This window comes from Phocaeicola plebeius (assembly GCF_003437535.1).
Classification (GTDB): Bacteria; Bacteroidota; Bacteroidia; order Bacteroidales; family Bacteroidaceae; genus Phocaeicola; species Phocaeicola plebeius_A.
Genome location: NZ_QSQT01000003.1, coordinates 1 through 25,657, shown reverse-complemented (window position 1 = coordinate 25,657; position 25,657 = coordinate 1). Strand labels below are relative to the sequence as shown.

General features: G+C 45.1%; 21 protein-coding genes. 3 read left to right on the top strand and 18 right to left on the bottom strand.

Annotation, left to right across the window (positions count from 1 at the left end):
• Positions 1 to 58: 58 nt before the first annotated feature.
• The 9 genes from DXD04_RS02385 to DXD04_RS02345 form a co-directional block, all read right to left on the bottom strand.
• Entirely contained in the window at positions 59 to 1,234 is a 1,176-nt protein-coding gene (locus DXD04_RS02385; RefSeq protein ID WP_117670547.1) for a TolC family protein, read from the bottom strand.
• The gene (locus tag DXD04_RS02380; protein WP_117670545.1) at positions 1,231 to 4,344 is read right to left on the bottom strand and encodes an efflux RND transporter permease subunit; all 3,114 of its coding nucleotides are present in this window, start codon (positions 4,342 to 4,344) and stop codon (positions 1,231 to 1,233) included. Before DXD04_RS02380 ends, DXD04_RS02385 begins: the two co-directional genes overlap by 4 nt.
• Before the next feature lie 12 nt (positions 4,345 to 4,356).
• Positions 4,357 to 5,511 carry an efflux RND transporter periplasmic adaptor subunit gene (locus tag DXD04_RS02375; RefSeq protein ID WP_117670753.1) on the bottom strand — a complete coding sequence of 385 codons (1,155 nt, stop codon included), beginning with the start codon at positions 5,509 to 5,511 and terminating at the stop codon, positions 4,357 to 4,359.
• Positions 5,512 to 5,592: 81 nt separating this feature from the next.
• Complete coding sequence (locus DXD04_RS02370; RefSeq protein WP_117670543.1) at positions 5,593 to 6,015, bottom strand: DUF6769 family protein; 423 nt, start codon at positions 6,013 to 6,015, stop codon at positions 5,593 to 5,595.
• Between the two features lie 257 nt (positions 6,016 to 6,272).
• Positions 6,273 to 6,977 carry a BamJ family beta-barrel-assembly machinery protein gene (locus DXD04_RS02365; RefSeq protein WP_117670541.1) on the bottom strand — a complete coding sequence of 235 codons (705 nt, stop codon included), beginning with the start codon at positions 6,975 to 6,977 and terminating at the stop codon, positions 6,273 to 6,275.
• Positions 6,978 to 6,990: 13 nt separating this feature from the next.
• Complete coding sequence (locus DXD04_RS02360; RefSeq protein ID WP_117670539.1) at positions 6,991 to 8,532, bottom strand: glycine--tRNA ligase; 1,542 nt, start codon at positions 8,530 to 8,532, stop codon at positions 6,991 to 6,993.
• Between the two features lie 108 nt (positions 8,533 to 8,640).
• Positions 8,641 to 9,438 (bottom strand): MBL fold metallo-hydrolase, encoded by a 798-nt coding sequence (locus DXD04_RS02355; protein WP_022052844.1) that lies wholly within the window; start codon positions 9,436 to 9,438, stop codon positions 8,641 to 8,643.
• A complete protein-coding gene (gene murB / locus DXD04_RS02350) occupies positions 9,435 to 10,460 on the bottom strand; it encodes a UDP-N-acetylmuramate dehydrogenase (RefSeq protein ID WP_117670537.1) in 1,026 nt (341 codons plus the stop codon). Before murB ends, DXD04_RS02355 begins: the two co-directional genes overlap by 4 nt.
• A 6-nt stretch (positions 10,461 to 10,466) precedes the next feature.
• Positions 10,467 to 11,321 carry a DUF4348 domain-containing protein gene (locus DXD04_RS02345; RefSeq protein WP_117670535.1) on the bottom strand — a complete coding sequence of 285 codons (855 nt, stop codon included), beginning with the start codon at positions 11,319 to 11,321 and terminating at the stop codon, positions 10,467 to 10,469.
• A 147-nt stretch (positions 11,322 to 11,468) separates the two neighbouring features.
• On the opposite strand from DXD04_RS02345, the gene pheS reads away from it, so the two are divergent.
• A complete protein-coding gene (pheS, locus tag DXD04_RS02340) occupies positions 11,469 to 12,488 on the top strand; it encodes a phenylalanine--tRNA ligase subunit alpha (protein WP_007560786.1) in 1,020 nt (339 codons plus the stop codon).
• 114 nt (positions 12,489 to 12,602) lie between these two features.
• On the top strand, positions 12,603 to 13,802 hold the full coding sequence (locus DXD04_RS02335) for an MFS transporter (RefSeq protein ID WP_117670533.1): 1,200 nt from the start codon (positions 12,603 to 12,605) through the stop codon (positions 13,800 to 13,802).
• A gap of 6 nt (positions 13,803 to 13,808) precedes the next feature.
• Here DXD04_RS02335 and DXD04_RS02330 read toward each other — a convergent pair whose 3' ends face one another.
• The gene (locus tag DXD04_RS02330) at positions 13,809 to 14,948 is read right to left on the bottom strand and encodes a DUF3352 domain-containing protein (protein ID WP_117670531.1); all 1,140 of its coding nucleotides are present in this window, start codon (positions 14,946 to 14,948) and stop codon (positions 13,809 to 13,811) included.
• 78 nt (positions 14,949 to 15,026) lie between these two features.
• Complete coding sequence (locus tag DXD04_RS02325; protein WP_119193919.1) at positions 15,027 to 15,848, bottom strand: tetratricopeptide repeat protein; 822 nt, start codon at positions 15,846 to 15,848, stop codon at positions 15,027 to 15,029.
• A 108-nt stretch (positions 15,849 to 15,956) separates the two neighbouring features.
• Here DXD04_RS02325 and msrA point away from each other — a divergent pair, with 108 nt between their 5' ends.
• Positions 15,957 to 16,442, top strand: a complete 486-nt coding sequence (msrA, locus tag DXD04_RS02320) for a peptide-methionine (S)-S-oxide reductase MsrA (protein ID WP_117670751.1) — start codon at positions 15,957 to 15,959, stop codon at positions 16,440 to 16,442.
• A 64-nt stretch (positions 16,443 to 16,506) separates the two neighbouring features.
• On the opposite strand, the gene leuB is transcribed toward msrA, so the two are convergent.
• From leuB to DXD04_RS02285, 7 genes are all read right to left on the bottom strand, one after another.
• Positions 16,507 to 17,568: a 3-isopropylmalate dehydrogenase gene (leuB, locus tag DXD04_RS02315; protein ID WP_117670527.1), complete on the bottom strand. Its 1,062-nt coding sequence runs from the start codon at positions 17,566 to 17,568 to the stop codon at positions 16,507 to 16,509.
• A 12-nt stretch (positions 17,569 to 17,580) separates the two neighbouring features.
• Entirely contained in the window at positions 17,581 to 19,113 is a 1,533-nt protein-coding gene (locus DXD04_RS02310) for an alpha-isopropylmalate synthase regulatory domain-containing protein (RefSeq protein WP_117670525.1), read from the bottom strand.
• A gap of 18 nt (positions 19,114 to 19,131) precedes the next feature.
• Positions 19,132 to 19,728: a 3-isopropylmalate dehydratase small subunit gene (gene leuD / locus DXD04_RS02305; RefSeq protein ID WP_117670749.1), complete on the bottom strand. Its 597-nt coding sequence runs from the start codon at positions 19,726 to 19,728 to the stop codon at positions 19,132 to 19,134.
• A 12-nt stretch (positions 19,729 to 19,740) separates the two neighbouring features.
• Positions 19,741 to 21,138 carry a 3-isopropylmalate dehydratase large subunit gene (gene leuC / locus DXD04_RS02300; protein WP_117670523.1) on the bottom strand — a complete coding sequence of 466 codons (1,398 nt, stop codon included), beginning with the start codon at positions 21,136 to 21,138 and terminating at the stop codon, positions 19,741 to 19,743.
• 19 nt (positions 21,139 to 21,157) lie between these two features.
• Positions 21,158 to 22,654, bottom strand: coding sequence for a 2-isopropylmalate synthase (locus tag DXD04_RS02295; protein WP_117670521.1), 1,497 nt, complete (start codon positions 22,652 to 22,654; stop codon positions 21,158 to 21,160).
• Between the two features lie 310 nt (positions 22,655 to 22,964).
• Positions 22,965 to 24,137 (bottom strand): nicotinate phosphoribosyltransferase, encoded by a 1,173-nt coding sequence (gene pncB, locus DXD04_RS02290; protein ID WP_117670519.1) that lies wholly within the window; start codon positions 24,135 to 24,137, stop codon positions 22,965 to 22,967.
• A gap of 97 nt (positions 24,138 to 24,234) precedes the next feature.
• Complete coding sequence (locus DXD04_RS02285; protein ID WP_117670517.1) at positions 24,235 to 25,557, bottom strand: alpha-L-fucosidase; 1,323 nt, start codon at positions 25,555 to 25,557, stop codon at positions 24,235 to 24,237.
• Positions 25,558 to 25,657: the final 100 nt, after the last annotated feature.

Below are 25,657 nucleotides of genomic sequence, written 5' to 3'. Positions count from 1 at the left end.
AAAAATCGCCCCCGGTAATTAGCGATAAATTACCGGGGACGGATTTTTTTAGAACCTATCAAAGACGGTTTTTATAAATATCCGCCATCAGTTTCTGATACTGGTTTTCAAGGGTAATATAACTTTGCAGGTTGCCGTACACGTTATCGGCCTCTACATAGAAGTCAATAATCGAAAGTTGTCCGGCAGTCACGGCATCATAAAGCAAGCGGAGAGTATGATGCATCAAAGGCACATCGTAAGCCTGCATTGCCTCCTGAAGCTGCTGCATTTCATTGAACTGTCCCTGTATTCTTGCTTCCACCTGCAAGCGGGTATTGTCCAGTTGCAGATTGGCACTCAAAGCCTGTGCCTTGGCAATCTTCAGTTTCTTCCGGTTAGAAAATATCGGGAAACTTCCTCCCACCAGAAAACCGTTGCTTTTCTCACCTACCGACGTATTGCGACGGTAACCTACCTCCAGCTTGGGCAACCAGTTCTGCTTGTTCACGCTTACCTGTTCCTCAGCCGCACGGGAAGCCGCATCTGCCGCCTGAAGGTCTGCATCCTGCATCATTACTTCGTTATACAATGTATGATAGTCACGAATAGCTTCCACTGCCGGATAACGGTCTTCTGCAAACTCCAACGGGAGGTTACCGTTCATCGCCAGCAGTTGCTGAAGTGCCGTACGATGTGCCGCATGGTTCTGTGCCACTTCCGTCTGCACCTTCATGCGTTCCATCTTGATTTTATTCACCTCCAAGGCATTCGCATCTCCTTCTTTCAAACGCTTTTCAAACAACTGCAACAGGGCATCGGCATTTTTCTGCCGTTCCATGAGCAAAGCCTGCTCCTGATTCAGGCGAATCAAGTCGAGACACAGATTCTTGGCCTGTAGCAGAATATCACGGCGAAGCGCCTGCTGCTGACGGTCGAGCACATCTTTCTGCAGTTTCCCGGAACGATTACGTGCCGCATACAAGGTCGGGAAATCAAATCCCTGTGTCACCACCAGTTCCGAACTGGCCATTCCATCTATTCCTTTAGCAAAAAACGGGCTGTACTCCACACTGGGGTCTTCCAGGTTATTCTGCGTCTGCACTTCCATCTTGGCAGCTTCCGTAGAATGAAAGACCGCCTGCAGTTCCTTGTTATTCTGCTCTACAGACTGCAATACTTCTTCTATTTTCTGTGCCTGCACGCTGCTGGCAAATGCCAGTCCTGCAAGCCACATCCATCCTATTTTTTTCATTCTTCTGTTCTTTTAAGGTTTTTCTTCCGGTTCATTAACTCGTACACAATAGGAATGACAAACGCATTCAGGAAAGTAGAAGTCAGCAGACCTCCCAGAATGACCTTCGCCATCGGACTCTGAATTTCATTTCCCGGCAAATCGCCGCGCAAAGCCAGCGGAATCAATGCAAAAGCAGAGGAAAGAGCCGTCATCAGAATCGGATTCAGACGGTCGAGCGAACCGCGCACCACACTTTCACGCACTCCCAACTGCTGTTCTTCACGCAACAGATTGTAGTGTGTGACAAGCAGCATTCCGTTACGGGTAGCGATTCCGAACAACGAGATGAAACCGATAATGGCTGGAATGCTGACTTCACCCGTAGTCAGGAAGAGGGCAAAGACTCCTCCAATCAGGGCCAAAGGCAGATTCAACAGGATAACGCCACTCTCTGCCGCATCGTGGAACTGCATGTACAGCAACAGGAAAATCACTGCAATGCTCATCAGGGAAGTCAGCAACAAGGTACGACTGGCAGCCTGTTCACTTTCAAACTGTCCGCCGTATTCTATATGATACCCTTCCGGCAAGCTGATTTTTTCTTCTACCCGGTGCTGGATGTCGTTCACCACACTGCGCAGGTCACGCCCGCTGGTATTGGCCGAGATTACAATTTTTCGTTTTACGTTCTCACGGTTGATGGTATTGGGACCCATAGAAGAAGTCACATCTGCCACGTATGAAAGAGGAATCTTCCGGCCTTGTGCATCGTCAATCATCAGTTCCTTGACACGTTCCATCGTACCACGGTCAGATTCTGCAGCACGTACCACCAGGTTAAAGGTCTTTCCCTGTTCATATACCTGCGACACGACCTCACCGGCCATGTTAACCGTGACAAACTCACTGAACTGCGGCAACGAAATACCGTACTTGGCCAACATTTCACGCTTCGGCACAATCTTCAGTTCCGGACGCTCAATCTGCTGCTCCACATTCAGGTCGGCAATTCCTTCTACATCACTCACCGCCTCCTTTATCTGGTTACCGATGGCAAACATCCGGTTCAGGTCGTCGCCGAACAGCTTGATGGCAATGCTGGCCTGTGTACCGCTCAACATGGCATCAATACGATGGCTGATGGGCTGCCCGATTTCAATGTTGGCACCCGTAATGACCGACAGTTTGTGACGCACTTCATCCAATAATTCGGCATGCGAGCGGTCTTTCAGTTCAAAAGGTGCTTCTATTTCGGATACATTCACTCCCAGCGCATGTTCATCCAGTTCCGCACGTCCAGTCTTACGGGCTACGGTCTGAATTTCAGGAATCGAAAGCAGCAGTTCCTCTGCCTGACGGCCTATCTTGTCGGATTCTTCCAGTGAAATACCCGGCAATGAACTGACATTGATGGTGAAGGAACCTTCATTGAAAGAAGGAAGGAAGCTGTGTCCCAAGGTAAAGAAAATTCCTAACGCCACGATAAAGAAAGCTATCGTTCCTCCCAATACCGTCTTCTTATGTTCCAGCGCCCAGAGCAAGGCACGCTCATAATATTTCTTCAGCCATACAGCAAGGAAGGCTTCCTTGGGCAATCCCTCTCCCTTGAACGTATTTTTACCCAACAAGTAGCTGCAAAGTACCGGAGTCAGGGTCAAAGCTACTATCGTAGAAGCAAACAAAGACACGATAAAAGAAATACCCAGCGGCACCAGCATACGTCCTTCCATTCCGCTCAGAAAGAAAAGAGGAATAAAGCTGACAATGATAATCAACGTAGAGTTCAGAATAGGCATACGTACCTCACGTGAAGCCTGAAAGACAACTTCCCGTACCGGTTTCCGTTCCGCTAACGGCAACTGACGGTTTTCACGCAGATGCTTCCATACATTTTCCACGTCCACAATGGCATCGTCCACCAGCGAACCGATGGCTATGGCCATACCACCCAGACTCATGGTATTGATACTAAGTCCCAGGTAATGCAAGGTCAGGATGGCTACCACAAGCGACAAGGGAAGGGTTATCAGTGAAATAATCGTAGTACGTGTGTTGGCCAGGAACAGGAACAGCACAATCACTACGAAAATGGCACCTTCGTAAAGTGAATCCTGCACGTTGCTGATAGAACTTTCAATAAAACGTGACTGACGGAAAATGTCGGTAGAGATATGTACATCCTTCGGCAAGTTCTTCTGCAAATCGGCCAAAGCGGCTTCCAGTTTTTCGGTCAGCTCAATGGTTCCGGTATTCGGTTGCTTGGTCACCGTAATGAGTACCGCCGGCTTTCCTTTTTCAGAAGCCAGTCCCAACTTGGGTTGCTGTGACCCGATACGTACATCGGCCACATCCTCCAAGGTAATGGGTGCCCCGTCTGGAGTAGTCTTGATGACAGCACGTCCCAACTTACGCACATCGTCGGTAGAGATGACTCCACGCACGATGTATTCATTTCCGTATTCATAAATGACTCCTCCGTTGGTGTTCTGGTTCATGCCTCGTGACACTTCCATCACTTCGCCCAACGTCACGCCGTAGTGGCGCATACGGTCCGGATGAACCAGAATCTGATATTCCTTGATGTCGCCTCCCAGTACAGCTACCTGAGCCACACCTCCGGTAGACAGCAGACGCGGACGGATGGTCCAGTCGGCCATAGTACGCAAATCCTGCATGGAAGTGGAGTCGGAAGTCAGTCCCACAATCAACAGCTCTCCTAAGATAGACGACTGAGGGCCCAATGTCGGTTTACCCACATTGTCGGGCAAGTCCTCGCCCGCCGCCGCTAATTTTTCCGACACAATCTGGCGTGCCAGGTAGATGTCGGTATCCCACTCAAATTCCACCCATACGACAGAAAATCCCGTGGTAGAGGAAGAACGTACCCTGCGTACATGAGTAGCCCCGTTTACGGCAGTCTCTATCGGGAAAGTAACCAGCTGTTCTACCTCTTCGGCAGCCATCCCGTTGGCTTCGGTCATCACCACTACGGTAGGCGCATTCAAGTCAGGGAACACGTCCACTTCGGTATGGAAAGCTGTATAGGTTCCTCCTATCAGCAACAACACCGAAGCCACCAGAACCAGCAAGCGGTTCTGTAGCGAAAATTGTATAATTTTATTCAGCATAGCGTGTCACTTTTAATGGTTGTGTGAATGAGCCGGAATGGCATTGGAAGCGGCAGCCAGTTTCACATGAATGGCACCACGGGTCACCACGGTATCTCCGTCTTTCAGACCGGAAAGAATTTCTACCCGCTCTCCGTTGGAAGTTCCTAATTGTACTTCTTGTTTCTTATAACACTCGTCGTCGAGTTTCAGGTACACAAAATAAAGTCCCTGTTCTTCGGTCAGTGCCGATTCCGGCAGGCTGATGACTCCCTGACGTTCACCCGACAGCAGGAAGACTTCCACAAATGCACCTGGAACCATGTCGCCACGGTTGTCAAATTCGAATGTCACCGGTACATAATAAGACGTATCGCCTGATGATTTTCCAAACGAAAGCACTTTTCCGCCCAAGTTCTCCAGGCTGTAGACTTTATTATTATAAGGTGTCTTGAAGTTAGCCGACACAATGCGAGGAAGTTGTGCATAATAACGTTCCGACACATCGGCCTTCAGCACCAAGCGGCGCATCTGAGTCACCGTCATCAACGGCTGTCCTATCGTTACGTAATCGCCTTCCTTCACCAGACAATTCTTCACGAACCCGCCGATAGGTGCCTTCACGGCTACTCCTTTACCCGACTTGCTGGGCAGCAAAGCCTCGTATGCCAGACGGGCATTCTGGTATGCCTCACGCAAAGCCGCAAATTCTTTTTGCGACACAATCTGGCTGCCTACCAGTTTCTCTGCACGTTCGTATTCTTCCTTGGCTTTTTCATAGGCCACCTTTGCCTTTCTCACGGGGTCACCCTCCTGAATGTGCTCGGCAGATACACTCAGCAGTTCACTGCCCTTGCCCACTTCAATTCCTTCCGCAATTTTGCGGGAGAAAGACACCACTCCCGAGGAAGCCGCTACCACCGTTTCCTCCTGGCCTTGTGCCGACAGAATCTGTCCGCCAGCCTGTATCACTTCCCGAAAGGCTCCCGGGTGAACCACTTCAGCTTCCACCCCAGCCGCTTCTGCTTTCTCCGGCGTCAGTACGATTTCATCTGAATGAGCTGTTTTTTCTTCTGCATGTATTTCCGCTTCATGGTCATGACCTTCATGCTCATGGTCGTGTGCGTGTTCTCCGCATCCCCCAAAAAGGAACATACACAATGTTCCTGTCAAAATATAGTTTTTCATTGAATACTGTTGTTTTTTGTTTGCAAAAATAAATTCTACACGTTGCAAGCAGGTTGCAAAGTGCAGTAACTTCCCTAAAAATCAAGCTACAACAGCAAAAGGAGGTGCACGGAAATTGCGAACGGCAGAAAAATGCCGTGCGTGCAGTTTTTCTACGTAATAGGAAATCATATCCCCTCGTTCAAAGGAAACAGATGGAGCTTCCAAACAAAGGGATGACAGATAAATCAACGTATAGAATGTATAGTCCGGTGTAAAATCCGGCAAATGATGAGGAACAGAAAAAGACAGGTGGGTGACACAACTGATGTCGCACGCATGCTTGTCGGCATCTCCTGCACAATGGTGTCGTCCTTCGCATCCGTCATGCGATGACGAGGCGCAAGTCTCCATATCCGGACTGACACAAAACGCCTCATTGTGATGATGGTGTGGAAACACACCTACCACCAGCACCCACAGGCTGACCAACAGCAAACAATATGTACCTAAAATCTGCTTCATTCTTTTTCTGTCGGGCACAAAAATACGAAGAAATCTCCTAACAAACAAAAGAGTCGCATCAGGAAAAGTCAAAGTCTCAGTACTTCCAAGCCAGTACTGCAGTACTTCCCCGAAAATACTTCAGTACTCCCTAAGCAGTACTCCAGTACTTCCAAGGAAGTACTGGCAAGAGCAACTTATATCATAAAAAAAGCGGTGAAGAAGTGTATCTAAACCACTTCCTCACCGTCTTTCCAATCTGTACTTATTATTTATAATCAGTCAACTTTCAAGCTATAGCTTTCTAAGCCATCAGGATGAATCACTTTTTCCAGTTTCAAATCAAATTTCAACACGGAATTGGCTGGAATAGATGACTGACCTTGCGTACCATATCCAAGAGCTGACGGGATATATAATTCCACCCGGTCACCTTCTTTCATATATTGCAATGCAGTAATCCAACCAACAATCAATCCGTCACCGAATACACCATCTGACTGTTTGGCCTGCAATGCAAAATGAGTAGGTACATGTACCTCCGTATTCAAATCTCCCGAATAATTCTGATCGAACACGGTTCCATTAATCAACTTTCCACGATAGTACACACTTACGGTATCCGTGAACAAAGGAGAATTTCCATCTCCTTCTCCCACTTCCAAAACTTTCATGTATACAGAATCATTCACACTGGGAGGAGTTTCAAATGGATTCGAACTAACCGAACTTCCTCCTAATCCCGGATTCAGCGAACTTTCATTCGAAATTTTATAATTACACTTTATTACCCATTTTTCAACTTCATTAAGTTCGGGAATTTCGTTTGCACGGGCCACATCCGCAATGGAGTCCAAATATCGCACATTACGGTCATCCCAATTCGCATACGGATCTTCCACTGTAGTGTCTTCTGCACACGACATAAAGCCGAAAGAAAGAGTAAATAGCAGGGCAATCAGCCAAAATAGGTTCTTGTTCATGTAGTTTAATTTATTACTGCAATGTTTTCAGCAAGCTGGTGATGCTTACCTTGTCTGCAATGATATTATTCAAATCTGCAATAGCCACACGTTCCTGTTCCATAGTGTCACGGTTACGCAGAGTTACGCAGTTGTCTTCCAATGTCTGATGGTCGATGGTGATACAGTACGGAGTACCGATGGCATCCTGACGACGGTAACGCTTTCCGATAGAATCTTTTTCATCGTACTGGCAGTGGAAGTGGAATTTCAGGTCGTTCACGATTTCACGAGCCTTTTCAGGCAGACCGTCTTTCTTTACCAACGGCATGACAGCCAGTTTCACCGGTGCCAAAGCTGCAGGCAATTTCAATACCACACGAGTTTCACCATTTTCCAGTTTTTCTTCATGATAAGCCGCACTCATCACGCTCAGGAACATACGGTCTACACCGATAGAAGTTTCGATGACATACGGAGTGTAGCTTTCGTTGATTTCCGGATCAAAGTACTTGATGCTCTTTCCTGAGAATTTTTCGTGCTGGCTCAAGTCAAAGTTAGTACGTGAGTGGATACCTTCTACTTCCTTGAATCCGAACGGCATCAGGAATTCAATATCCGTAGCTGCATTGGCATAGTGAGCCAGTTTTTCATGGTCATGATAACGATAGTGGTCGTCACCGAAGCCCAGTGCCTTATGCCATTTCAAACGGATTTCTTTCCATTTCTTGAACCAGTCAAGTTCTGTGCCCGGTTTTACGAAGAACTGCATTTCCATCTGTTCGAACTCACGCATACGGAAGATGAACTGACGAGCTACAATTTCATTACGGAAAGCCTTACCAATCTGTGCAATACCGAACGGAATCTTCATACGTCCTGTTTTCTGTACGTTCAGGTAGTTCACAAAAATACCCTGAGCAGTTTCCGGACGCAGGTATACCTTCATGGCACCGTCTGCAGTAGATCCCATTTCAGTGGTAAACATCAGGTTGAACTGACGAACTTCTGTCCAGTTCTTTGTACCAGAAATCGGACATACGATTTCTTCATCCAGAATAATCTGACGAAGTTCGGCCAGGTCGTTGGCATTCATAGCCTTTGAATAACGTTCATGCAATGCATCACGTTTTGCCTGATGTTCCAGCACACGTGCATTGGTGCTACGGAACTCTTCTTCATTGAATGCTTCTCCGTATTTCTTGGCAGCCTTCGCTACTTCTTTATTGATTTTCTCGTCGTATTTAGCAATTTGATCTTCAATCAAGACATCGGCACGATAGCGCTTCTTTGAATCACGGTTGTCAATCAAAGGGTCATTGAAAGCATCTACATGACCAGAAGCCTTCCAGATAGTAGGGTGCATGAAGATAGCAGAGTCAATACCTACGATGTTGTCGTGCAACAGCACCATGCTCTGCCACCAGTATTGTTTGATATTGTTTTTCAGTTCCACACCGTTCTGACCGTAATCATATACGGCTCCCAGCCCATCATAAATATCACTTGACGGGAATACAAAACCATATTCTTTACAATGCGAAACAAGTTTCTTGAAAACGTCTTCTTGTGCCATTTTTCCTATTATTTTGATTTTTTCTACTTAAATGTCTACTTAATAGGGCACAAAGATACAGATTTATCAATAAAAAAGCATGATAGGTGTATTAATTTATCTTATGAGTTATTTCTTCTCCCCTGCCTCATCCCATTCTATCACAAGTCCATCGTATGTCAGGAACACATTTTCCGGCAACTGTTCCTGCACTTCCGCATGCAAACCTATCTGATGGCTCATGTGAATAAAGTAGGTTTTTCCAGCTGCAATACGGGCTGTCTGCTCCAATGCTGCGGACAAAGACTGGTGCGTCCAATGGTATTCAATACGCAGGGCATTCATCACCAGACAATCCAATCCTTTCAGGTACGCGTATGAACTTTCAGGAAGATGCAGCATATCGGTAATCCAGGCCATACCTCCGATACGGAAGCCCATAATCGGAAGCTTTCCATGCATCACGCGGAAAGGAATTACTTCCACCTGATTTCCGGCTACATTAGAAACGACGAACGGTTCGCCTTCTTTAATATAATTCAAGGGAATATGAGGTACACCGGGATAAAGGTTTTCCGTAAAGCAATAAGGCATGCGGTTCTTCAAACGAGTGGCAGTGTAATCTTCCGCATACACCGGAATGTCACGAAACTGACAGAAAGGTCGCAAATCGTCCAGACCACCCACATGGTCATAATGTTCATGGGTAATCAGTACTCCGTCTATCGCACGAAAATCATTCAGCCGAAGCATCTGTTCGCGAAAATCCGGGCCGCAGTCGATAAGAATGCGTACTCCGTTTACTTCTACCAGACCGGAACAACGCAAACGGTTGTCACGCGGGTCGGAACTTGTACATACTTTACAAGTACATCCCACCTGAGGCACTCCCGTAGACGTTCCGCTTCCTAAAATTGTTATTTTCATTGTTTTACTCCAATAAAGTTCACTTCCGGATGAATGGCCACTCCAAATTTTTCTTTCACAGAACGAACGACTTCTTCTGCCAGCTTGACTACTTCACTTCCGGTAGCTCCTCCCAGATTCACCAACACCAATGCCTGCTTGTCATGTACTCCGGCATTTCCCAGCCGTTTGCCCTTCCATCCGCAACGGTCAATCATCCATCCTGCAGGAATTTTTACACGATCGGCACCTACTTTATAAAAAGGCATATCAGGATATTCCTTGAGCAAATCTTCAAATTGTGCAAGCGGTACAATGGGATTCATAAAGAAACTGCCGGCATTTCCTATCTTTTCCGGATCGGGAAGTTTCGCCTCACGGATACGTATAATCACACGACGAAGTTTTTCCAGTGACAACACTCCTCCCTCCTTCTCCAGTTCGGACCGGATATTTCCATAATCCAGATGAAACTCCGGCTGTTTTTTCAGGCGATAAGTGACATAAGTCACAATGTAAAGCCCTTTCAACTCCCGTTTAAATATACTTTCACGGTACGCATATCCACACTCATCTTGCTTGAAAAGACGAGTGGTTCCATCATTCACCGCTACCGTTTCGACCGACACAATCAAATCCTTAGCTTCTACTCCATACGCTCCGATATTCTGCACGGCCGAAGCCCCTACCTCTCCAGGTATCAAAGACAGATTCTCGGCACCATACCATCCCTGCTTAACTGTGTAGTCTACAAAGTCATCCCACACTTCACCGGCACCGACGCGTATCTCCACCCACTCGTCGATTTCACTTACCACCTGCATTCCTTTAATGCCTGAATGCAAAACGGTTCCTTGATAATCGGACACAAACAACAGATTACTTCCCCTTCCTACATGTAAAAGAGGAGTCTTTTGTGCTTTCCACTCTTTCAAAAAGCAGAGCAGTTCATTCACTGATTCATATTCTACGAAACGAGCTGCCTTTACATCCATTCCGAATGTATTATAAGGAAGCAATGAGTAATTTGTATAGTTTTTCATAATGCATCAATCGCTCAAATCTTCAAACCGGATAAGTTGCCAGATGTTTTCACGCCGTTCAAAATAGAGGGTATTACTAAAGCCGTTTCCAAAGCCTTTGAATTCTACTACCTTATAGTCGGAATGTATATTTTCAGGCTGGCCGTAGTGTACATTGGTCATTTTACCCTTTATCATCGGAGGACGAAAAGCAAACCATTGTCCCGGCTCCAGTGTGGTTTCCAATATCTGAAATTCATCTTCGGGGTCAGCCGTTACAAAATACAAAGGTTCATGCAGACGCTCCTGCTGGAAAAGTGAGTCGCGCGAAAAACGTTCATAAAAGGTATAGAAATCCTCTTTTCCATCGTGTTCTTCTGCCATTTTTTCTACATTAATGGCTTCGAGAAACCAGGAATCTTTTTTCCGCTCAAAATAATAACGCTTGATTTTTTTCTCTGTCAGAAAAATCCAGTCCACCTGTACGCTGTGCATACTGGTGTCTTTTTCCATTTCCATATCCTCTTCCTTATCGAAAAGCACCGTATAGGCCTGTTCGCGACTAAATAAAGGATCGTGTTTCCACTCCTCTTTTTGAATACGCTTCACCTGTTTGCCTTTGTACAATGAGAAAGGAAATACCACGCGCGACCGCTGGAACTTTGCATCCGAAGCGAAATTATAGAAAAAGTCGGCAAAACTCTCGTCAGCCGAAGCAGGTATCTGTTCTTCCACCACAGTGGTATCCTGAATCGAATCAGGCAGAACTTTCATGGAATCAATTTGTTCTGTCAACGCGGCAAAAGGATCGACTTTCTTCTGTCCTCCTCCGCAAGATGCCATCAGCACCAGCAGACAGCACCCAATGATTAGTCTCTTCATCTGGTCTCCTCAAATATCGCCGCAAAAATACCTTTTTTTTTCGTATCATTGTTTCATGAAACAAGAGTTTTCTTTTTTGTTGGATGAAAAACTGAATTTTTCAGTTTAAATCCTTACCTTTGCAAACAAAATAATTAAAGAAGAGATATGTTAGCAAAAATAGAACAGTTGCTTCAGGAAGTAAAAGGACTCACAGCGCAGAATCCAGAAGAACTGGAAGCGTTACGAATCAAATACCTGAGCAAAAAAGGTGCCATCAACGCACTGATGGCTGACTTCCGTAATGTACCTGCTGAACAGAAGAAAGAAGTAGGTATGAAATTAAATGAGTTGAAGAACCTTGCACAGGAACGGATTGCAACCTTAAAAGAAGCATTCGATAACCAGGACAACGGAGCTGCCGAACTTGACCTGACCCGTACGGCTTACCCGGTTAATCTTGGAACACGTCATCCGTTGACGATTGTCCGCAATGAAATCATCGACATTTTCAGCCGTATGGGCTTTACTATTGCCGACGGTCCGGAAGTAGAAGATGACTGGCATGTATTCTCTTCCATGAACTTTGCAGAAGACCATCCCGCACGCGACATGCAGGATACATTCTTCATTGAAAGTCACCCTGACATCATTCTTCGTACACACACCTCTTCTGTACAGAGCCGTGTGATGGAAGTATCACAGCCTCCTATCCGTGTAATCTGTCCGGGACGTGTATATCGTAATGAAGCTATCAGCTACCGTGCACACTGCTTCTTCCATCAGGTAGAAGGTCTGTATATCGACAAGAACGTTTCATTTACAGACTTAAAACAGGTATTGCTGCAGTTTGCACAAGAAATGTTCGGTCCGGAAACTAAAATCCGTCTTCGTCCGTCTTACTTCCCGTTCACAGAACCCAGTGCTGAAATGGATATCAGCTGCGACATCTGTGGTGGCGAAGGCTGTCCGTTCTGTAAATATACTGGATGGGTAGAAATTTTGGGATGCGGTATGGTAGACCCGGCTGTACTGGAAGCAAACGGTATCGACAGTAAAGTCTACACCGGTTATGCATTCGGTATGGGAGTGGAACGTATCACCAACCTGAAATACAAAGTTAAAGACTTGCGTATGTTCTCTGAAAATGACACACGCTTCCTTGAAGAATTTGAATCAGCTAACTGATTTATCGTAACATCATCATAAGAACACGGATTACACCGGAGGTATCGACTTCCTTAGTGTAATCCGTGTTTATCTATTCAAACCTGCCATCTCCCCTTTTTCTTTCGGCGAAATATGGAAAAAGAAAGACTTGTCACCCCGAGTTTCTGTGCCATCCTGGCTGCCAACTTCCTGCTCTATTTCGGATTTTGGCTCCTTACTCCCATCCTTCCGTTTTACTTGTCGGAAGTATTCCACACTTCACATACCGCTATTGGAGTCATTCTTTCCTGCTATACGATTTCCTCTTTATGTATCCGTCCCTTCTCCGGGTATATTCTGGATACATTTGCCCGGAAACCATTATACCTGCTGGCTTATTTCATTTTTACACTGATTTTTGCCGGCTATATGACTGCAACAGCGCTGACCTTATTTATTATCTTCCGCATTGTACACGGATTTTCGTTCGGTATGGTTACGGTAGGAGGAAACACGCTGGTTATCGACATCATGCCGTCTTCCCGACGGGGAGAAGGATTGGGTTACTACGGACTGACCAATAACATTGCCATGTCTATCGGCCCCATGTTCGGTCTGTTTCTGCACAGTGGAGGTGCTTCTTATACGACTATTTTCTCGTATGCGCTCGGTTCATGTGTAATCGGATTTATAGCAGCTTGGACCGTCCGCACACCTTATAAGGCTCCAGTGAAGCGTGCCCCTATATCGCTCGACCGCTTCATTCTGCTGAAAGGACTTCCTGCCGGATTCACCCTCCTGCTACTCTCCATTCCTTATGGAATGACTACCAACTACGTGGCTATGTATGCGCAAGAAATAGGTATTACGGCAGAAACCGGATTCTTCTTTACGCTGATGGCTGTCGGCATGGCAGTGAGCCGCCTGTTCAGTGGCCGACTTGTCGACAAAGGATTAGTCACCAAAGTAATTGCGGCAGGATTGTATCTGGTAAGTGGATGTTACTTCGCCCTGACCGCATGCGGATGGTTGGTCAACTGGAATTTAGAACTGACTACGGGAATTTTCTTTCTGATTTCACTGCTGTTAGGAATAGGATTTGGTACCATGTTTCCGGCCTACAACACCCTGTTTGTGAACTTAGCCCCCAACAGCCAGCGTGGCACAGCTACCAGCACCTACCTGACCTCATGGGATGTTGGTTTGGGTATAGGTATGCTTACTGGAGGATATTTGGCCGAAATAGCCACCTTCAAAATAGCCTACCTGTTCGGAGCCTCACTGACAGTAGTATCACTACTTTATTTCCACCTCAAGGCAGGACCTCATTTTGAAAAGAACCGATTAAGATAAATCCGATTACTCTTTATACGTAAACACAAAGATATGCGACAAGCGATTGTTTACTTCCGTAAACTGTATAGAAAGAATAAAAGAGCGGAATAAATCGGCATGACGAATAAAGAATGGAGGAAGATATGAAGCAAACTGCTCTGGGGCAGCTGCCACTTTTTCCATATCAGCCACCATAATATAGGAAGCGTCACGCGATAAATTTGACACACACTCGTCAAACAAGGTATGAGAAGGAGAGGCGATTACCTTGGAAATACAAGAGTCTACCCGTTCACGCCCCGATACTACAAGCAAACTGTCCGACTCAGAAACTACAGGAACTGTATGGACAGCCTGCAACATACGGTCTAGACAATCAGCCTGCTCTTCTTTCATCAGCCCGCTCAGATAGAATACTTCGCTGTTCAAATGAATGTCATATTCACTCCAGCTATGACAGGATTCTTTTCCTAAGAATGGAACGGAAGGTGTACGCCCATAAATCGTAATAAAGCTTGCCGGCTGAGTATGATGAATAGAAGTAAAAACAGAATCTTCACGAAGCGAATTATTATCCTTCACCGCATCAATCACCTGCTCTATCAGTTTTTTCTGATAGCTGACCACTACCAGTCCGTCTGTAGTGTACACTGACAGATATCGCGTAGAACTGAGCGGATAAATTTCTATTTTCTTACCGCGATAAGTTTCTTTCTTGGGTACGAAATCAGCACCATGCTTCCCTTTTACCGCCTCAATAAGCTGGTGTTTCCCTTCTTTTCCTATGCGGAAATAAGCCACCACATCCATGGCAGTATGAGGACGATGAAAACTAATTACTACATGATTCATTTGATAGGAAAGCCCATGGGCTGCTGCAGAAGAATAACGGCTCAAATCACTCAAGATGTCATTCATTAAGCCCGCACGATGAAGCGTGTCCAACTGGGAAGAATATGCAGCCTGCGAAAAGACATGCATAAAATTATCAATGTTATCCGTTTCAAGAATGCCCGCACAGTCTTTAGGAACAAATTCAAAAATATCCACACGGTTTTCCTTGTCGGCCATACTCAAACGGGCAAAACCATAAAAAGCAATCCCGATACAAAAAAGTACCACGGAAAGCACTACTCCCAATTTTATAACCGAACGAATTTGCATCACACTTCACCTATTTCAGGCAAAGATAGCAAAAACTTTTTAAAAAGTACAAACAAAAACGAAAGTTTTTATTGAATACTATTTACATTGTTTCAGTTTTTCAGCCAATTCAGCCCGAGAAACTCCCAACTCCAACGCTTTTTCGTACGCCTCTCGTGCTTCTGCCTTTTTTTTCTGCTGCAAACAAATATCTCCCTTCATCACATAGCAAGAAGCATCCCGCGGGTCAAGTTTCAAGACTTCATCTAAATCGAACAAAGCAGCCTCTGCCTGTCCGTGTTCCCACTCCATATTGGCCCGCATCCGAAGTATGGATACATCACGAGGGTAATCTGAAACCAGCAGGTTCATAGCGTCCATCGCCGACTGATGCCGTCCTTCCTTCTCATCCAGCATGATAATCCCGATACGTGCTGTCTTGTTTTTCACATCCTGCTCCAGCACTACATTGTAGTCCACACGTGCTTCTTTATATTCGCGACGTTGCATGTAAATATAGGCACGAAAAAGACGGGCTTCCAGATTTTTGGGTAAAAGGTCTATCACATTACAATAATCCAGATAAGCCTTTTGCATCAAATCTTTTTCCAGATAGAGAGCAGCCCGGTTCAATAACATGGTGGTAGAATAGGGTATGATATTCAGTGCTAACGTATAGGATTCAATGGCCTCATCCGTCTTTCCCATGCGCTTCTGCACCGTACCTAAATTCGAAAACAGCAGGGCATTCCGGGCATTATCCGGTTCCATTTTCAGTGCTTGCCTGAAAAGACGTTCCGCCTGCACAAGACTGTCCTTTTTCACACAGTCCATTGCCTGCTCTACCACATCGTTATATGACTGGGCCTGCAAAGGAAGGCTGAGTACCCATACACAAAGAATCCACACAATGTATTTCATTTCTTCTTTCGTTTGAATTTGTAACGAAGGTAGTATTTCTTCCTCTAACTCAGGAGGGATTACAATATTTTTTTGTAAGTTTGAACAATCATTAAACAGACAATTATCATGAAAATAGAAAAAGCCATTTTTGCCTGCGGATGCTTCTGGGGGGTACAACATCAGATGGAGAGAGCCAAGAGAGTTATTCGCAGCACAGTAGGATATACGGGAGGAAAAGAACAACACCCAACTTATCAGGAAGTAAAAGCACACACTACAGGGCATGCCGAAGCTGTATTAGTGGAATACGATGCGGAGCAGACCACTTACAAGGAATTATGCAAACTTTTCTTCGAGATACACGACCCGGCACAGACAGACGGACAAGGTCCTGACATAGGTCCGCAGTACCGAAGTGAGATTTTCTACCTGAACGAAGCGCAGAAAGCAGAAGCTGAAGCAATCATCCAGCTGCTAAGAGAAAAAGGCTACGAGGTAAATACCCGCCTTACTCCGGCATCCGAATTCTGGCCGGCTGAAGATTATCACCAGCACTATTATGACAAGACAGGAGGAGAACCTTACTGCCACATCCGAGTCAAGAAGTTTTAAACATAAAAAGGGAGGTCTGCCATGAAGCGACCTCCCTTTCTTCTATTTAATAAGATATTTCGTTTTACGCCTTCTTAATATAGTCTACAATCCAAGCACCAACTTCTTTGGTTCCATATTTTGCTCCGCCTTCTACCTGAATTTCCGGAGTGCGTACATTGGCATCCAAAGAAGCATCTACTACACGACGGATAAGTGCACCTTCCTCCTTACAATCGAAATATTCAAACAACATGGCTACGGAAAGAATCTGTGCCAACGGATTGGCAATATTCAGTCCCTTTGCCTGTGGCCATGAACCGTGAATCGGTTCAAACACCGGTGTGCTCTCGCCTGTAGAAGCCGAAGGCAACAAGCCCATTGAGCCGCTGATTACTGAACCTTCGTCTGTCAAAATATCGCCGAACGTATTTTCTGTAACCATTACATCAAAGAACTTGGGTTCCTGAATCATCTTCATGGCTGCATTATCCACAAACATGTAGTCAGTTGTCACTTCCGGATACTGAGGAGCCATCTCCTGTGCAATCTGACGCCACAAACGAGAAGAAGCCAATACATTAGCTTTATCTACCACAGTCAGGTGTTTACGACGTTTCATCGCATATTCAAAGCCAACCTTCAAGATTCGTTCAATTTCCGGACGAGTATACATGTTTGTATCGTATGCCTTGTCATTATCCTGGTATTTTTCTCCGAAATACATACCGCCTGTCAGTTCGCGGATACAGAGAAAATCTGCACCGTCTACCAGTTCGGCTTTCAACGGAGATTTGTGCACCAGACACTTGAAGGTCTGTACCGGACGAATATTGGCAAAAAGTCCCAGTTTTTTACGCATAGCCAGCAATCCCTGTTCCGGACGTACCTTTGCGGTCGGGTCATTGTCAAATTTCGGGTCACCTACTGCTGAGAACAACACAGCATCGGCATCCTTACAAATCTGATAAGTTTCTTCAGGGAACGGATCACCTACTTCATCGATAGCATGTGCTCCACAAAGTGCATATTTATAATCCACCTTGTGACCAAACTTCTCACAAACGGCTGTCATTACATCTACTCCCTGAACGGAGATTTCCGGTCCGATTCCGTCACCGGCTAATACTGCTATTTTAAAATCCATAATTGTATGCTTTTAATTTAAATCTTCTATCATGTTCAACATTTTAATTGTCGCCTTGATGGCTGCTTCTGTCTGGTCGGCATCAAATCCTCTTGTACGGAACTCCTTATCCTCATAATTCCAGGTGATAACAGTCTGCACAAAGGCATCCGTACGTCCGCCAGGAGGAATAGTCACAGCATAGTTCAGTAACATCGGGAATTTTCTTCCTAATGTACCTTTATATATCTTGCGCAACGCACGTACAAAAGCATCGTACTGTCCGTCGCCGCTGGAACTTTCCTGATAGGTTTTCCCGTTAATCTCAATGCTAAGCGTGGCCATCGGCTTCAATCCTTTGGCGAGGGTTACAAAGTAACTAAGCAATTTCACCTTATTCTGTATGCCATCGTGCTTCAACACGTCACTGATGATATACGGCAAATCCTCGGGAGTGACCAGTTCTTTACGATCGCCCAGTTCAATGATTCGTTCGGTGACTTTGCGCATGGATTCTTCATCCAGTTCCAGGCCCATACTCTCCAGATTCTTACGGATGTTGGCTTTCCCGGAATTTTTTCCTAAGGCATATTCACGCACACGTCCGAAACGCTCCGGAAGCAGGTCGTTGAAGTAGAGTTTATTCTTATTGTCTCCATCGGCATGTACGCCAGCCACCTGTGTAAACACACTCTCTCCCACAATGGGCTTGTTGGCCGGAATCGTCACACCGGAATAAGATTCCACTACACGACTCACATCATTCAAGCGACTTTCATCGATGCGCGTAATGGCATGAAAATGGTCTTTCAAGATAGCCTGCACACTGGCCAGAGGGGCATTACCGGCCCGTTCTCCCAACCCGTTAATGGTAGTATGCAATCCTTTCACCCCACTCAATACAGCTGCTAATACGTTACTTACAGCCAAATCATAGTCATTGTGCGCATGAAAATCAAAATGAAGGTCTGGATAACGCTTTTTCATTTTACGCATGAATTCGATGACCTGCAAGGGATTGAGAATTCCCAAGGTATCAGGAAGCATGAAACGACGGATACCGATGTCGCGCAAACCATCTACCAATCCGAATACATAGTCCGGTGAATCCTTAATACCATTACTCCAGTCTTCCAGATACAAATTGACTTCAAGCCCTCTTTCGTGCGCATAGTCTACCGTATTCCGTATGTCAGCCAGATGTTCCTCCAAAGTCTTCTTCAACTGATAGCGGCAATGCTTTTCAGAGCCTTTCGAAAGCAAGTTGATGACCTGTCCTCCCGCATCATGAATCCAGTCGACCGACATCTTTCCGTCAACGAATCCCAGGACTTCTACCCGCTGCAGTAAACCTCTGCGTGCAGCCCAGTCACAAATCATTTTTACTGCATTGAATTCACCATCCGACACGCGGGCTGAAGCAACTTCGATTCGGTCTACCTTTAAATCCTCCAGCAACAAACGGGCTATCATCAACTTCTCGTGAGGGACAAACGATACGCCACTGGTCTGTTCTCCGTCGCGTAACGTAGTGTCCATTATCTCTATTCTCGGATGATTATTCATAATCACTCTTTTTTACGGTCAGTTGCGTGCCTTTTCAAAAGCCTCTATCTTATCTTTGTTCTCTACCAAGAAGTCAATGTCATCCAGTCCGTTCATCAAACAATGCTTCTTATAAACATTGATTTCAAATGTTTCAGACTTTCCGGTTGCTTTGTTGGTAATAGTCTGTGCCGGTAAGTTCACCTCTACTTCCGTCTGAGGGTCTGCTTCAATCGAAGCAAACAGCTCTTTCAAGAACTCTTCGCTTACCACCACCGGCAAAACAAAGTTATTCAGTTCATTGTTCTTATGAATATCGGCAAAGAAGCTTGAAACTACCACCCGAAAACCATATCCGGCAATAGCCCACGCAGCGTGTTCACGGCTGGAACCGCTACCGAAGTTCTTTCCGGCCACTAAAATCTGTCCGCTGTATTTAGGATTGTTCAGCACAAAATCCTTGTTCAGCGAACCATCCGGATGATAACGCCAGTCGCGAAACAAATTGTCTCCAAAGAATTTTTCATCGCGTGTAGTTGCTTTCAGGAAGCGTGCCGGGATAATCTGGTCAGTATCCACATTTTCCAATGGCAAAGGGATACAAGTACTTGTTATGATATTGAATTTCTGTTTCATGACACTCATTTTTTACATTAACGTTCTTGGATCTGTTATCACACCGGTTACGGCAGCGGCAGCCGCAGTCAACGGACTTGCCAGCAAGGTACGTGAACCCGGTCCCTGGCGTCCTTCAAAGTTTCTATTACTTGTAGATACTGAATATTTTCCGGCAGGAATCTTGTCGTCGTTCATGGCCAGACAAGCAGAACATCCCGGCTGACGGATTTCAAATCCAGCTTCCTCCAACACTTTGTCAAGTCCTTCCTGACGAATCTGTTCGTCTACCATCCAAGAACCCGGAACCAGCCATGCAGTGATATTATCAGCTTTCTTTCTTCCCTTCACGATAGAAGCAAACGCACGGAAGTCTTCAATACGTCCGTTGGTACAAGCTCCCAAGAACACATAATCTACTTTTTTACCCAGCAGACTTTCACCCGGCTGGAATCCCATGTATTGCATGGATTTTTCGAAAGAGCCTTTTTCTACTTCACTCATGCCTTCCGTGGTAGGAATATCCGATGTAACAGCCATGCCCATTCCCGGATTGGTTCCGTAAGTAATCATCGGCTGAATATCTGCAGCGTCATAACGTACTTCCTTGTCAAATACGGCATCGTCGTCGCTCTTCAATGTTTTCCAGTAAGCCAGGGCCTTATCCCATTCTTCACCCTTAGGAGCATATTCACGTCCTTTGATGTATTCAAAGGTCACTTCATCCGGAGCAATCATACCTCCACGGGCTCCCATTTCAATCGACAAGTTGCACAATGTGAGACGTCCTTCCATGGTCAGACTGCGAATAGCTTCACCTGCATATTCCACAAAATATCCGGTCGCACCGCTTGTGGTCATTTTTGACATCATGTACAATGCAACGTCCTTTGCCGTAACACCTTTGCCCAGCTTACCGTCAATCGTGATACGCATGGTCTTGGGACGTGCCTGAAGGATACACTGTGAAGCCATTACCATTTCCACTTCACTGGTACCGATACCAAAAGCCACTGCTCCCATCGCTCCATGAGTAGAAGTATGTGAGTCACCACACACAATCGTCATGCCCGGCAGTGTCAGTCCTCGTTCCGGACCAACCACATGGATAATACCGTTTTTCTTGTTCATCATTCCGAAATGCGTCAGTCCGAAATCGGCTGCATTCTTTGCCAGCGCATCTACCTGTGCCTTAGATACAGGATCTTCGATAGGTTTGTCCTGGTCATGAGTCGGTGTATTGTGGTCCGGCATACAATAGATACGTTCCGGACGGAAGCACTTCAATCCACGGGCACGCATCCCGGCAAAAGCCTGCGGACTGGTTACCTCATGACAGTACAGACGGTCGATATACAACTGGGTAGGTCCGTCTTCCACCTTCTGCACGATGTGTGCATCCCATATTTTGTCGAATAATGTATTAGCCATACGTTTCTCGTTTAATTTATTATTTTCTGAATTTATTGATACAATCGATATATGCTTCTACTGATGCGGCAATGATGTCGGTGTTTGCGCCAAAGCCATAATACATCTGGCCGTCGTATTCCACCTGCATGTGTACTTTACCCACATCGTCACTACCCTTGCTGATGGCCTGAATAGTGAACTCTTTCAAAGTCATCTGGCGTTTGATAATCTGTTTCACAGCCTTGATAGCGGCATCCACCGGTCCATTACCTGTAGCAGCTGCTTCAAAGTGCTCTCCGCTGATATTCAGTCCAAGACTGGCTACCGAACGAACACCCACACCACTTGTCACTTGCAGGTATTCCAGTTTGATATGGTGGTTCACATTACGGTCGGCTCCTGCCAATACCAAGATGTCATCGTCTGTGATATCCTTTTTCTTGTCAGCCAGTTTCAAGAAATCCTCATATACCTTATCCAGTTTTTCCTGAGTCATTTCCACTCCCAGCACATGCAAACGATGCTTCAAGGCAGCACGTCCGCTACGTGCAGTCAGCACAATGGCATTATCATCGATACCCACATCCTTCGGGTCAATGATTTCGTAAGTCTGCACATTTTTCAGCACACCGTCCTGATGGATACCCGAAGAATGCGCAAAGGCATTACGTCCCACGATAGCCTTGTTAGGCTGTACCGGCATGTTCATCAAACTGGACACCATGCGGCTGGTAGGATAGATTTTCTGTGTATTGATATTGGTATCAATCTGAATGTCATGGTGACAACGTAAAATCATGGCCACTTCTTCCAACGAGGTATTTCCGGCACGTTCACCAATACCGTTAATGGTTACTTCCACCTGTCGGGCACCGTTCAACACTCCGCTGATGGTATTGGCTGTAGCCATGCCCAAATCGTTATGACAGTGAGTAGAGATAATTGCTTTGTCTATTCCGTTGACATGCTCCATCAGGTATTTGATTTTTGCACCATATTCATCAGGCAAACAATAGCCTGTGGTATCCGGAATGTTCACTACTGTAGCTCCAGCCTTAATTACTGCTTCTACTACGCGTGCCAGATATTCATTGTCCGTACGTCCGGCATCTTCTGCGTAAAACTCCACGTCATCTACGTAACGTCTTGCATATTTCACGGCAGCTACTGCACGTTCAATAATTTCTTCACGGGTAGAATTGAATTTATACTTGATATGCGAATCAGAAGTACCGATTCCCGTATGAATACGTTTATGTTTGGCATATTGCAGGGCTTCTGCCGCTACATCAATATCTTTCTGCACAGCACGAGTCAACGCACAGATAGTCGGCCAAGTCACCGCTTTAGAAATTTCAATTACAGAATTAAAATCTCCCGGACTTGAAATCGGAAAACCGGCTTCAATTACATCCACACCTAATGCTTCCAGCTGCTTTGCCACCTGAATCTTTTCCACTGTGTTCAACTGGCATCCCGGTACCTGCTCCCCATCGCGAAGAGTCGTATCAAAAATAAATAATCTGTCACTCATAATATTATCTTTTTATTTCTTGTTATCTCAAAAAAAAGCCTTTCGCACAAGGAAGTGAGAAAGGCTTGATATCATTTCATTTTTACTATCAGTATGCGCACGACTCACTTCCCACTGGGCTTTCCAGCAGATTAATCAGACCGCATAGCAAAATATGTAAAAACAAGTTGTTCATAATCGTTCGTTTTATACGTTTCGTTTTAGATGCTGCAAAGGTATACAATATTTTGAAATAAGAAAATAAAAAGAAAGTTTTTTCATTATTTAAACAACAAATTCACACAAACAAAAGCAACAGACTATAAATCTATCATTCTGTAAGCAAACGTAGCTCATGCAGACAGGCTTCTACCTCTGTCATGCTTCCCATATGCTTGCCCATATCGTCCGAAAGCTTGACACATTCACGCCATTCCTGACTCTGACTCATCTTGCAGCGTGATAATTTCATCACAATGTTAGATGGCTGATAACCTGTGTCGTTCGTCAAGTTGGTACCGATACCAAAGGAACAGCGGATTTTTCCCTGGCAATACTGATAAATCTTCAGTGCCTTCTCGAAATCTAATGCATTACTGAAGATAATCGTTTTGGTAGTCGGGTCAATGCCTAACTCCTTGTACCGGGCTATCAACCGCTCTATAAATTCGTATTCATCGCCGGAATCACAACGTACACCGTCAAACAACTTTGCCTGCTTCCGGCTGAAATTGCTGAGGAATGAATCAGATGTATAGGTATCAGACAGGGCTGTCCCCAAATCACCATCATACACGTTTACCCAGTTCTCCAATGCCATATAGTTGGCGTGCTTGTAACCAAACTGAGCTCCGTGAAACATAAACCATTCATGAGGATGGGTACCCATAGGGCGCATATCATATTTCATGGCAAGGTGACAGTTGGATGTACCGGTACAATACTGTGCATGTTCCTTCAGATATTCCACCACCAGCTTCTGCACGTCAAAAGAGAAACGTCGGCGTGTACCAAACTCGGAGAAAGGCATTTGGTGTGCATTCGACAGGTTCACCTTTTCGGCCAGTTTTGCCAATATTGCCTGCTTGTCTGGAATGCGATTCAGAAATTGATTTTTTATTTCAGAAACAATGGCCAGTAGCGGCACTTCATAAAGAGTTACCTTATACAGGTAATCGGTCACCGTCATCTGTAAGTGATGGTGCTCATCCAACCATACTTCTATTTTATTCGGGTCAAACCGGAAGGAAGAAAGCCACTCCCAATACACACTGGGCAGAAAACGACAATGGGTTGTCATGTATTCCTGCTCTTCCGATGTCAGTTTCACCATTTCCAGATTATGGATTTCATTTTTCAAGGCTTCCAGAAATCCTTCCGTATATTCAGTCTCATCCCTATCTTTAAAAGTAAAGGTTCCAATGGCATAAGGGAATAACTTTATATAAGCGTATGAAGTAGTAAACTTATATAAATCTGTATCCAAAATTGTTTTTATCACCATGATATTTCGTTTTTCTTGTGGTAAATATAAACAAGAAAAAGGATTGTCACAACTATTAAAGTGTCAGACAATCCTTTTTTCTTATTTTAAATTCAAATTATTTCAGTTTTAAGGCCACAATACAGTCTACAGAAGGTTTCAAATTTTCTGTATGCAATACGATGCCACCTTGAATTTTCTCCCATTTTACTTTTTCACCGGTACCGAACAAAGTAGAAGAAATAACTTTTTCCGTCACCGGCAAGGTCACGAACTGAGGCATACGATCTGCTAACAGATGTACATAAAGCATATTATCCTTACGGGTAGTGGTCCCCCACGAAGCACTCATTACATTTCCTGCAGTAGTGCCATAAATGGTTTCCCCATATTTCGACATCCACTCTCCCACTCCTTTCAAGCGTTCAACAGCTACAGACGGCAATTCTCCATTAGGCTGAGGGCCGATATTCATCAGCAGATTAGCTCCTTTACCTGCCGCACGTACCAGCAGACGAACCAAATCGGTAACCGACTTATAATTCTGGTCTTTTATTTTGTACCCCCACATGCCATTCATCGTTTCACAAGTTTCCAACGGAAGCGCACTTACAGACTGTCCAGACAGTCCTGCTTTATTCTCACCGGGAAGGTCACGTTCAAACATCTGAAAGTCTTCACCTGGGTAAGGTGTTTTATGATGATTGTTTCCAATCAAACATGCAGGCTGTAATTTGTGAATCAGTTTATACTGTTCTTCCAATTTCCAGTCAAAGCCATCGGGCTGATCCCACATTCCATCAAACCAGATAGCACCAATCGGACCATAGTTAGTCAGCAATTCCGTAAGCTGATGATTCATGAACTGATAATAAGTTGCCCATTCTCCATGTGAGGTACGTCCGGTTCCATGCCCCGTTCTTCCCAACGGATAATAATCTTCACGCGTCCAGTCCAGATGTGAATAATATAAATGCAGTCTTATTCCCTGCTTGCGGCACTCTTCCGCCAGCTCCTTTATCACATCTCGTTTAAAAGGAGTGGCATCCACGATGTCATAGTCTGAATATTTCGTATCAAACATAGAAAAGCCATCATGATGACGGGAAGTAATACAGATATATTTGGCTCCGGAAGCCTTGATTGCAGCTACCCACTCCTGCGCATTAAAACGTGAAGGATAAAATCCTGACGCAGCCTTTGCATACTCATGGCAATCAATGTTGTCGGTATTCATATACCATTCTCCCTGCCCAAACATGCTATAAATTCCCCAGTGCAGAAAGATGCCAAACTTGCCATCCTGAAATTCCTTTCGGGCTTGCAGATTCTCTGGAGCGGGCGTATAGCCTGTTCCATCTGCTTGTGCACATAATGACGAAATACCCAATAATCCCCCTAGACAAACCGTTTTCCAACGGTGTAAGATGCGTGTTCTCATACTTATTCGATAATTAAAAAAACAATATAATTAGATTTAACCAGTTGCAAAGATACAATAAAATCTGGGTTATGGATACAAAAAACCCTGAAGCATTTCT

Excerpts from the sequence above, each read along its gene's own strand:
- DXD04_RS02285 (WP_117670517.1), bottom strand. The coding sequence starts at position 25,557 with ATGAGAACACGCATCTTACACCGTTGGAAAACGGTTTGTCTAGGGGGA.
- msrA (WP_117670751.1), top strand. The coding sequence starts at position 15,957 with ATGAAAATAGAAAAAGCCATTTTTGCCTGCGGATGCTTCTGGGGGGTA.
- DXD04_RS02335 (WP_117670533.1), top strand. The coding sequence starts at position 12,603 with ATGGAAAAAGAAAGACTTGTCACCCCGAGTTTCTGTGCCATCCTGGCT.
- DXD04_RS02365 (WP_117670541.1), bottom strand. The coding sequence starts at position 6,977 with ATGAACAAGAACCTATTTTGGCTGATTGCCCTGCTATTTACTCTTTCT.
- leuC (WP_117670523.1), bottom strand. The coding sequence starts at position 21,138 with ATGGCTAATACATTATTCGACAAAATATGGGATGCACACATCGTGCAG.
- DXD04_RS02360 (WP_117670539.1), bottom strand. The coding sequence starts at position 8,532 with ATGGCACAAGAAGACGTTTTCAAGAAACTTGTTTCGCATTGTAAAGAA.
- DXD04_RS02310 (WP_117670525.1), bottom strand. The coding sequence starts at position 19,113 with ATGAATAATCATCCGAGAATAGAGATAATGGACACTACGTTACGCGAC.
- DXD04_RS02375 (WP_117670753.1), bottom strand. The coding sequence starts at position 5,511 with ATGAAAAACTATATTTTGACAGGAACATTGTGTATGTTCCTTTTTGGG.
- leuB (WP_117670527.1), bottom strand. The coding sequence starts at position 17,568 with ATGGATTTTAAAATAGCAGTATTAGCCGGTGACGGAATCGGACCGGAA.
- pheS (WP_007560786.1), top strand. The coding sequence starts at position 11,469 with ATGTTAGCAAAAATAGAACAGTTGCTTCAGGAAGTAAAAGGACTCACA.
- murB (WP_117670537.1), bottom strand. The coding sequence starts at position 10,460 with ATGAAAAACTATACAAATTACTCATTGCTTCCTTATAATACATTCGGA.
- DXD04_RS02385 (WP_117670547.1), bottom strand. The coding sequence starts at position 1,234 with ATGAAAAAAATAGGATGGATGTGGCTTGCAGGACTGGCATTTGCCAGC.
- DXD04_RS02345 (WP_117670535.1), bottom strand. The coding sequence starts at position 11,321 with ATGAAGAGACTAATCATTGGGTGCTGTCTGCTGGTGCTGATGGCATCT.
- DXD04_RS02370 (WP_117670543.1), bottom strand. The coding sequence starts at position 6,015 with ATGAAGCAGATTTTAGGTACATATTGTTTGCTGTTGGTCAGCCTGTGG.
- DXD04_RS02380 (WP_117670545.1), bottom strand. The coding sequence starts at position 4,344 with ATGCTGAATAAAATTATACAATTTTCGCTACAGAACCGCTTGCTGGTT.
- DXD04_RS02355 (WP_022052844.1), bottom strand. The coding sequence starts at position 9,438 with ATGAAAATAACAATTTTAGGAAGCGGAACGTCTACGGGAGTGCCTCAG.
- leuD (WP_117670749.1), bottom strand. The coding sequence starts at position 19,728 with ATGAAACAGAAATTCAATATCATAACAAGTACTTGTATCCCTTTGCCA.
- DXD04_RS02325 (WP_119193919.1), bottom strand. The coding sequence starts at position 15,848 with ATGAAATACATTGTGTGGATTCTTTGTGTATGGGTACTCAGCCTTCCT.
- pncB (WP_117670519.1), bottom strand. The coding sequence starts at position 24,137 with ATGGTGATAAAAACAATTTTGGATACAGATTTATATAAGTTTACTACT.
- DXD04_RS02295 (WP_117670521.1), bottom strand. The coding sequence starts at position 22,654 with ATGAGTGACAGATTATTTATTTTTGATACGACTCTTCGCGATGGGGAG.
- DXD04_RS02330 (WP_117670531.1), bottom strand. The coding sequence starts at position 14,948 with ATGCAAATTCGTTCGGTTATAAAATTGGGAGTAGTGCTTTCCGTGGTA.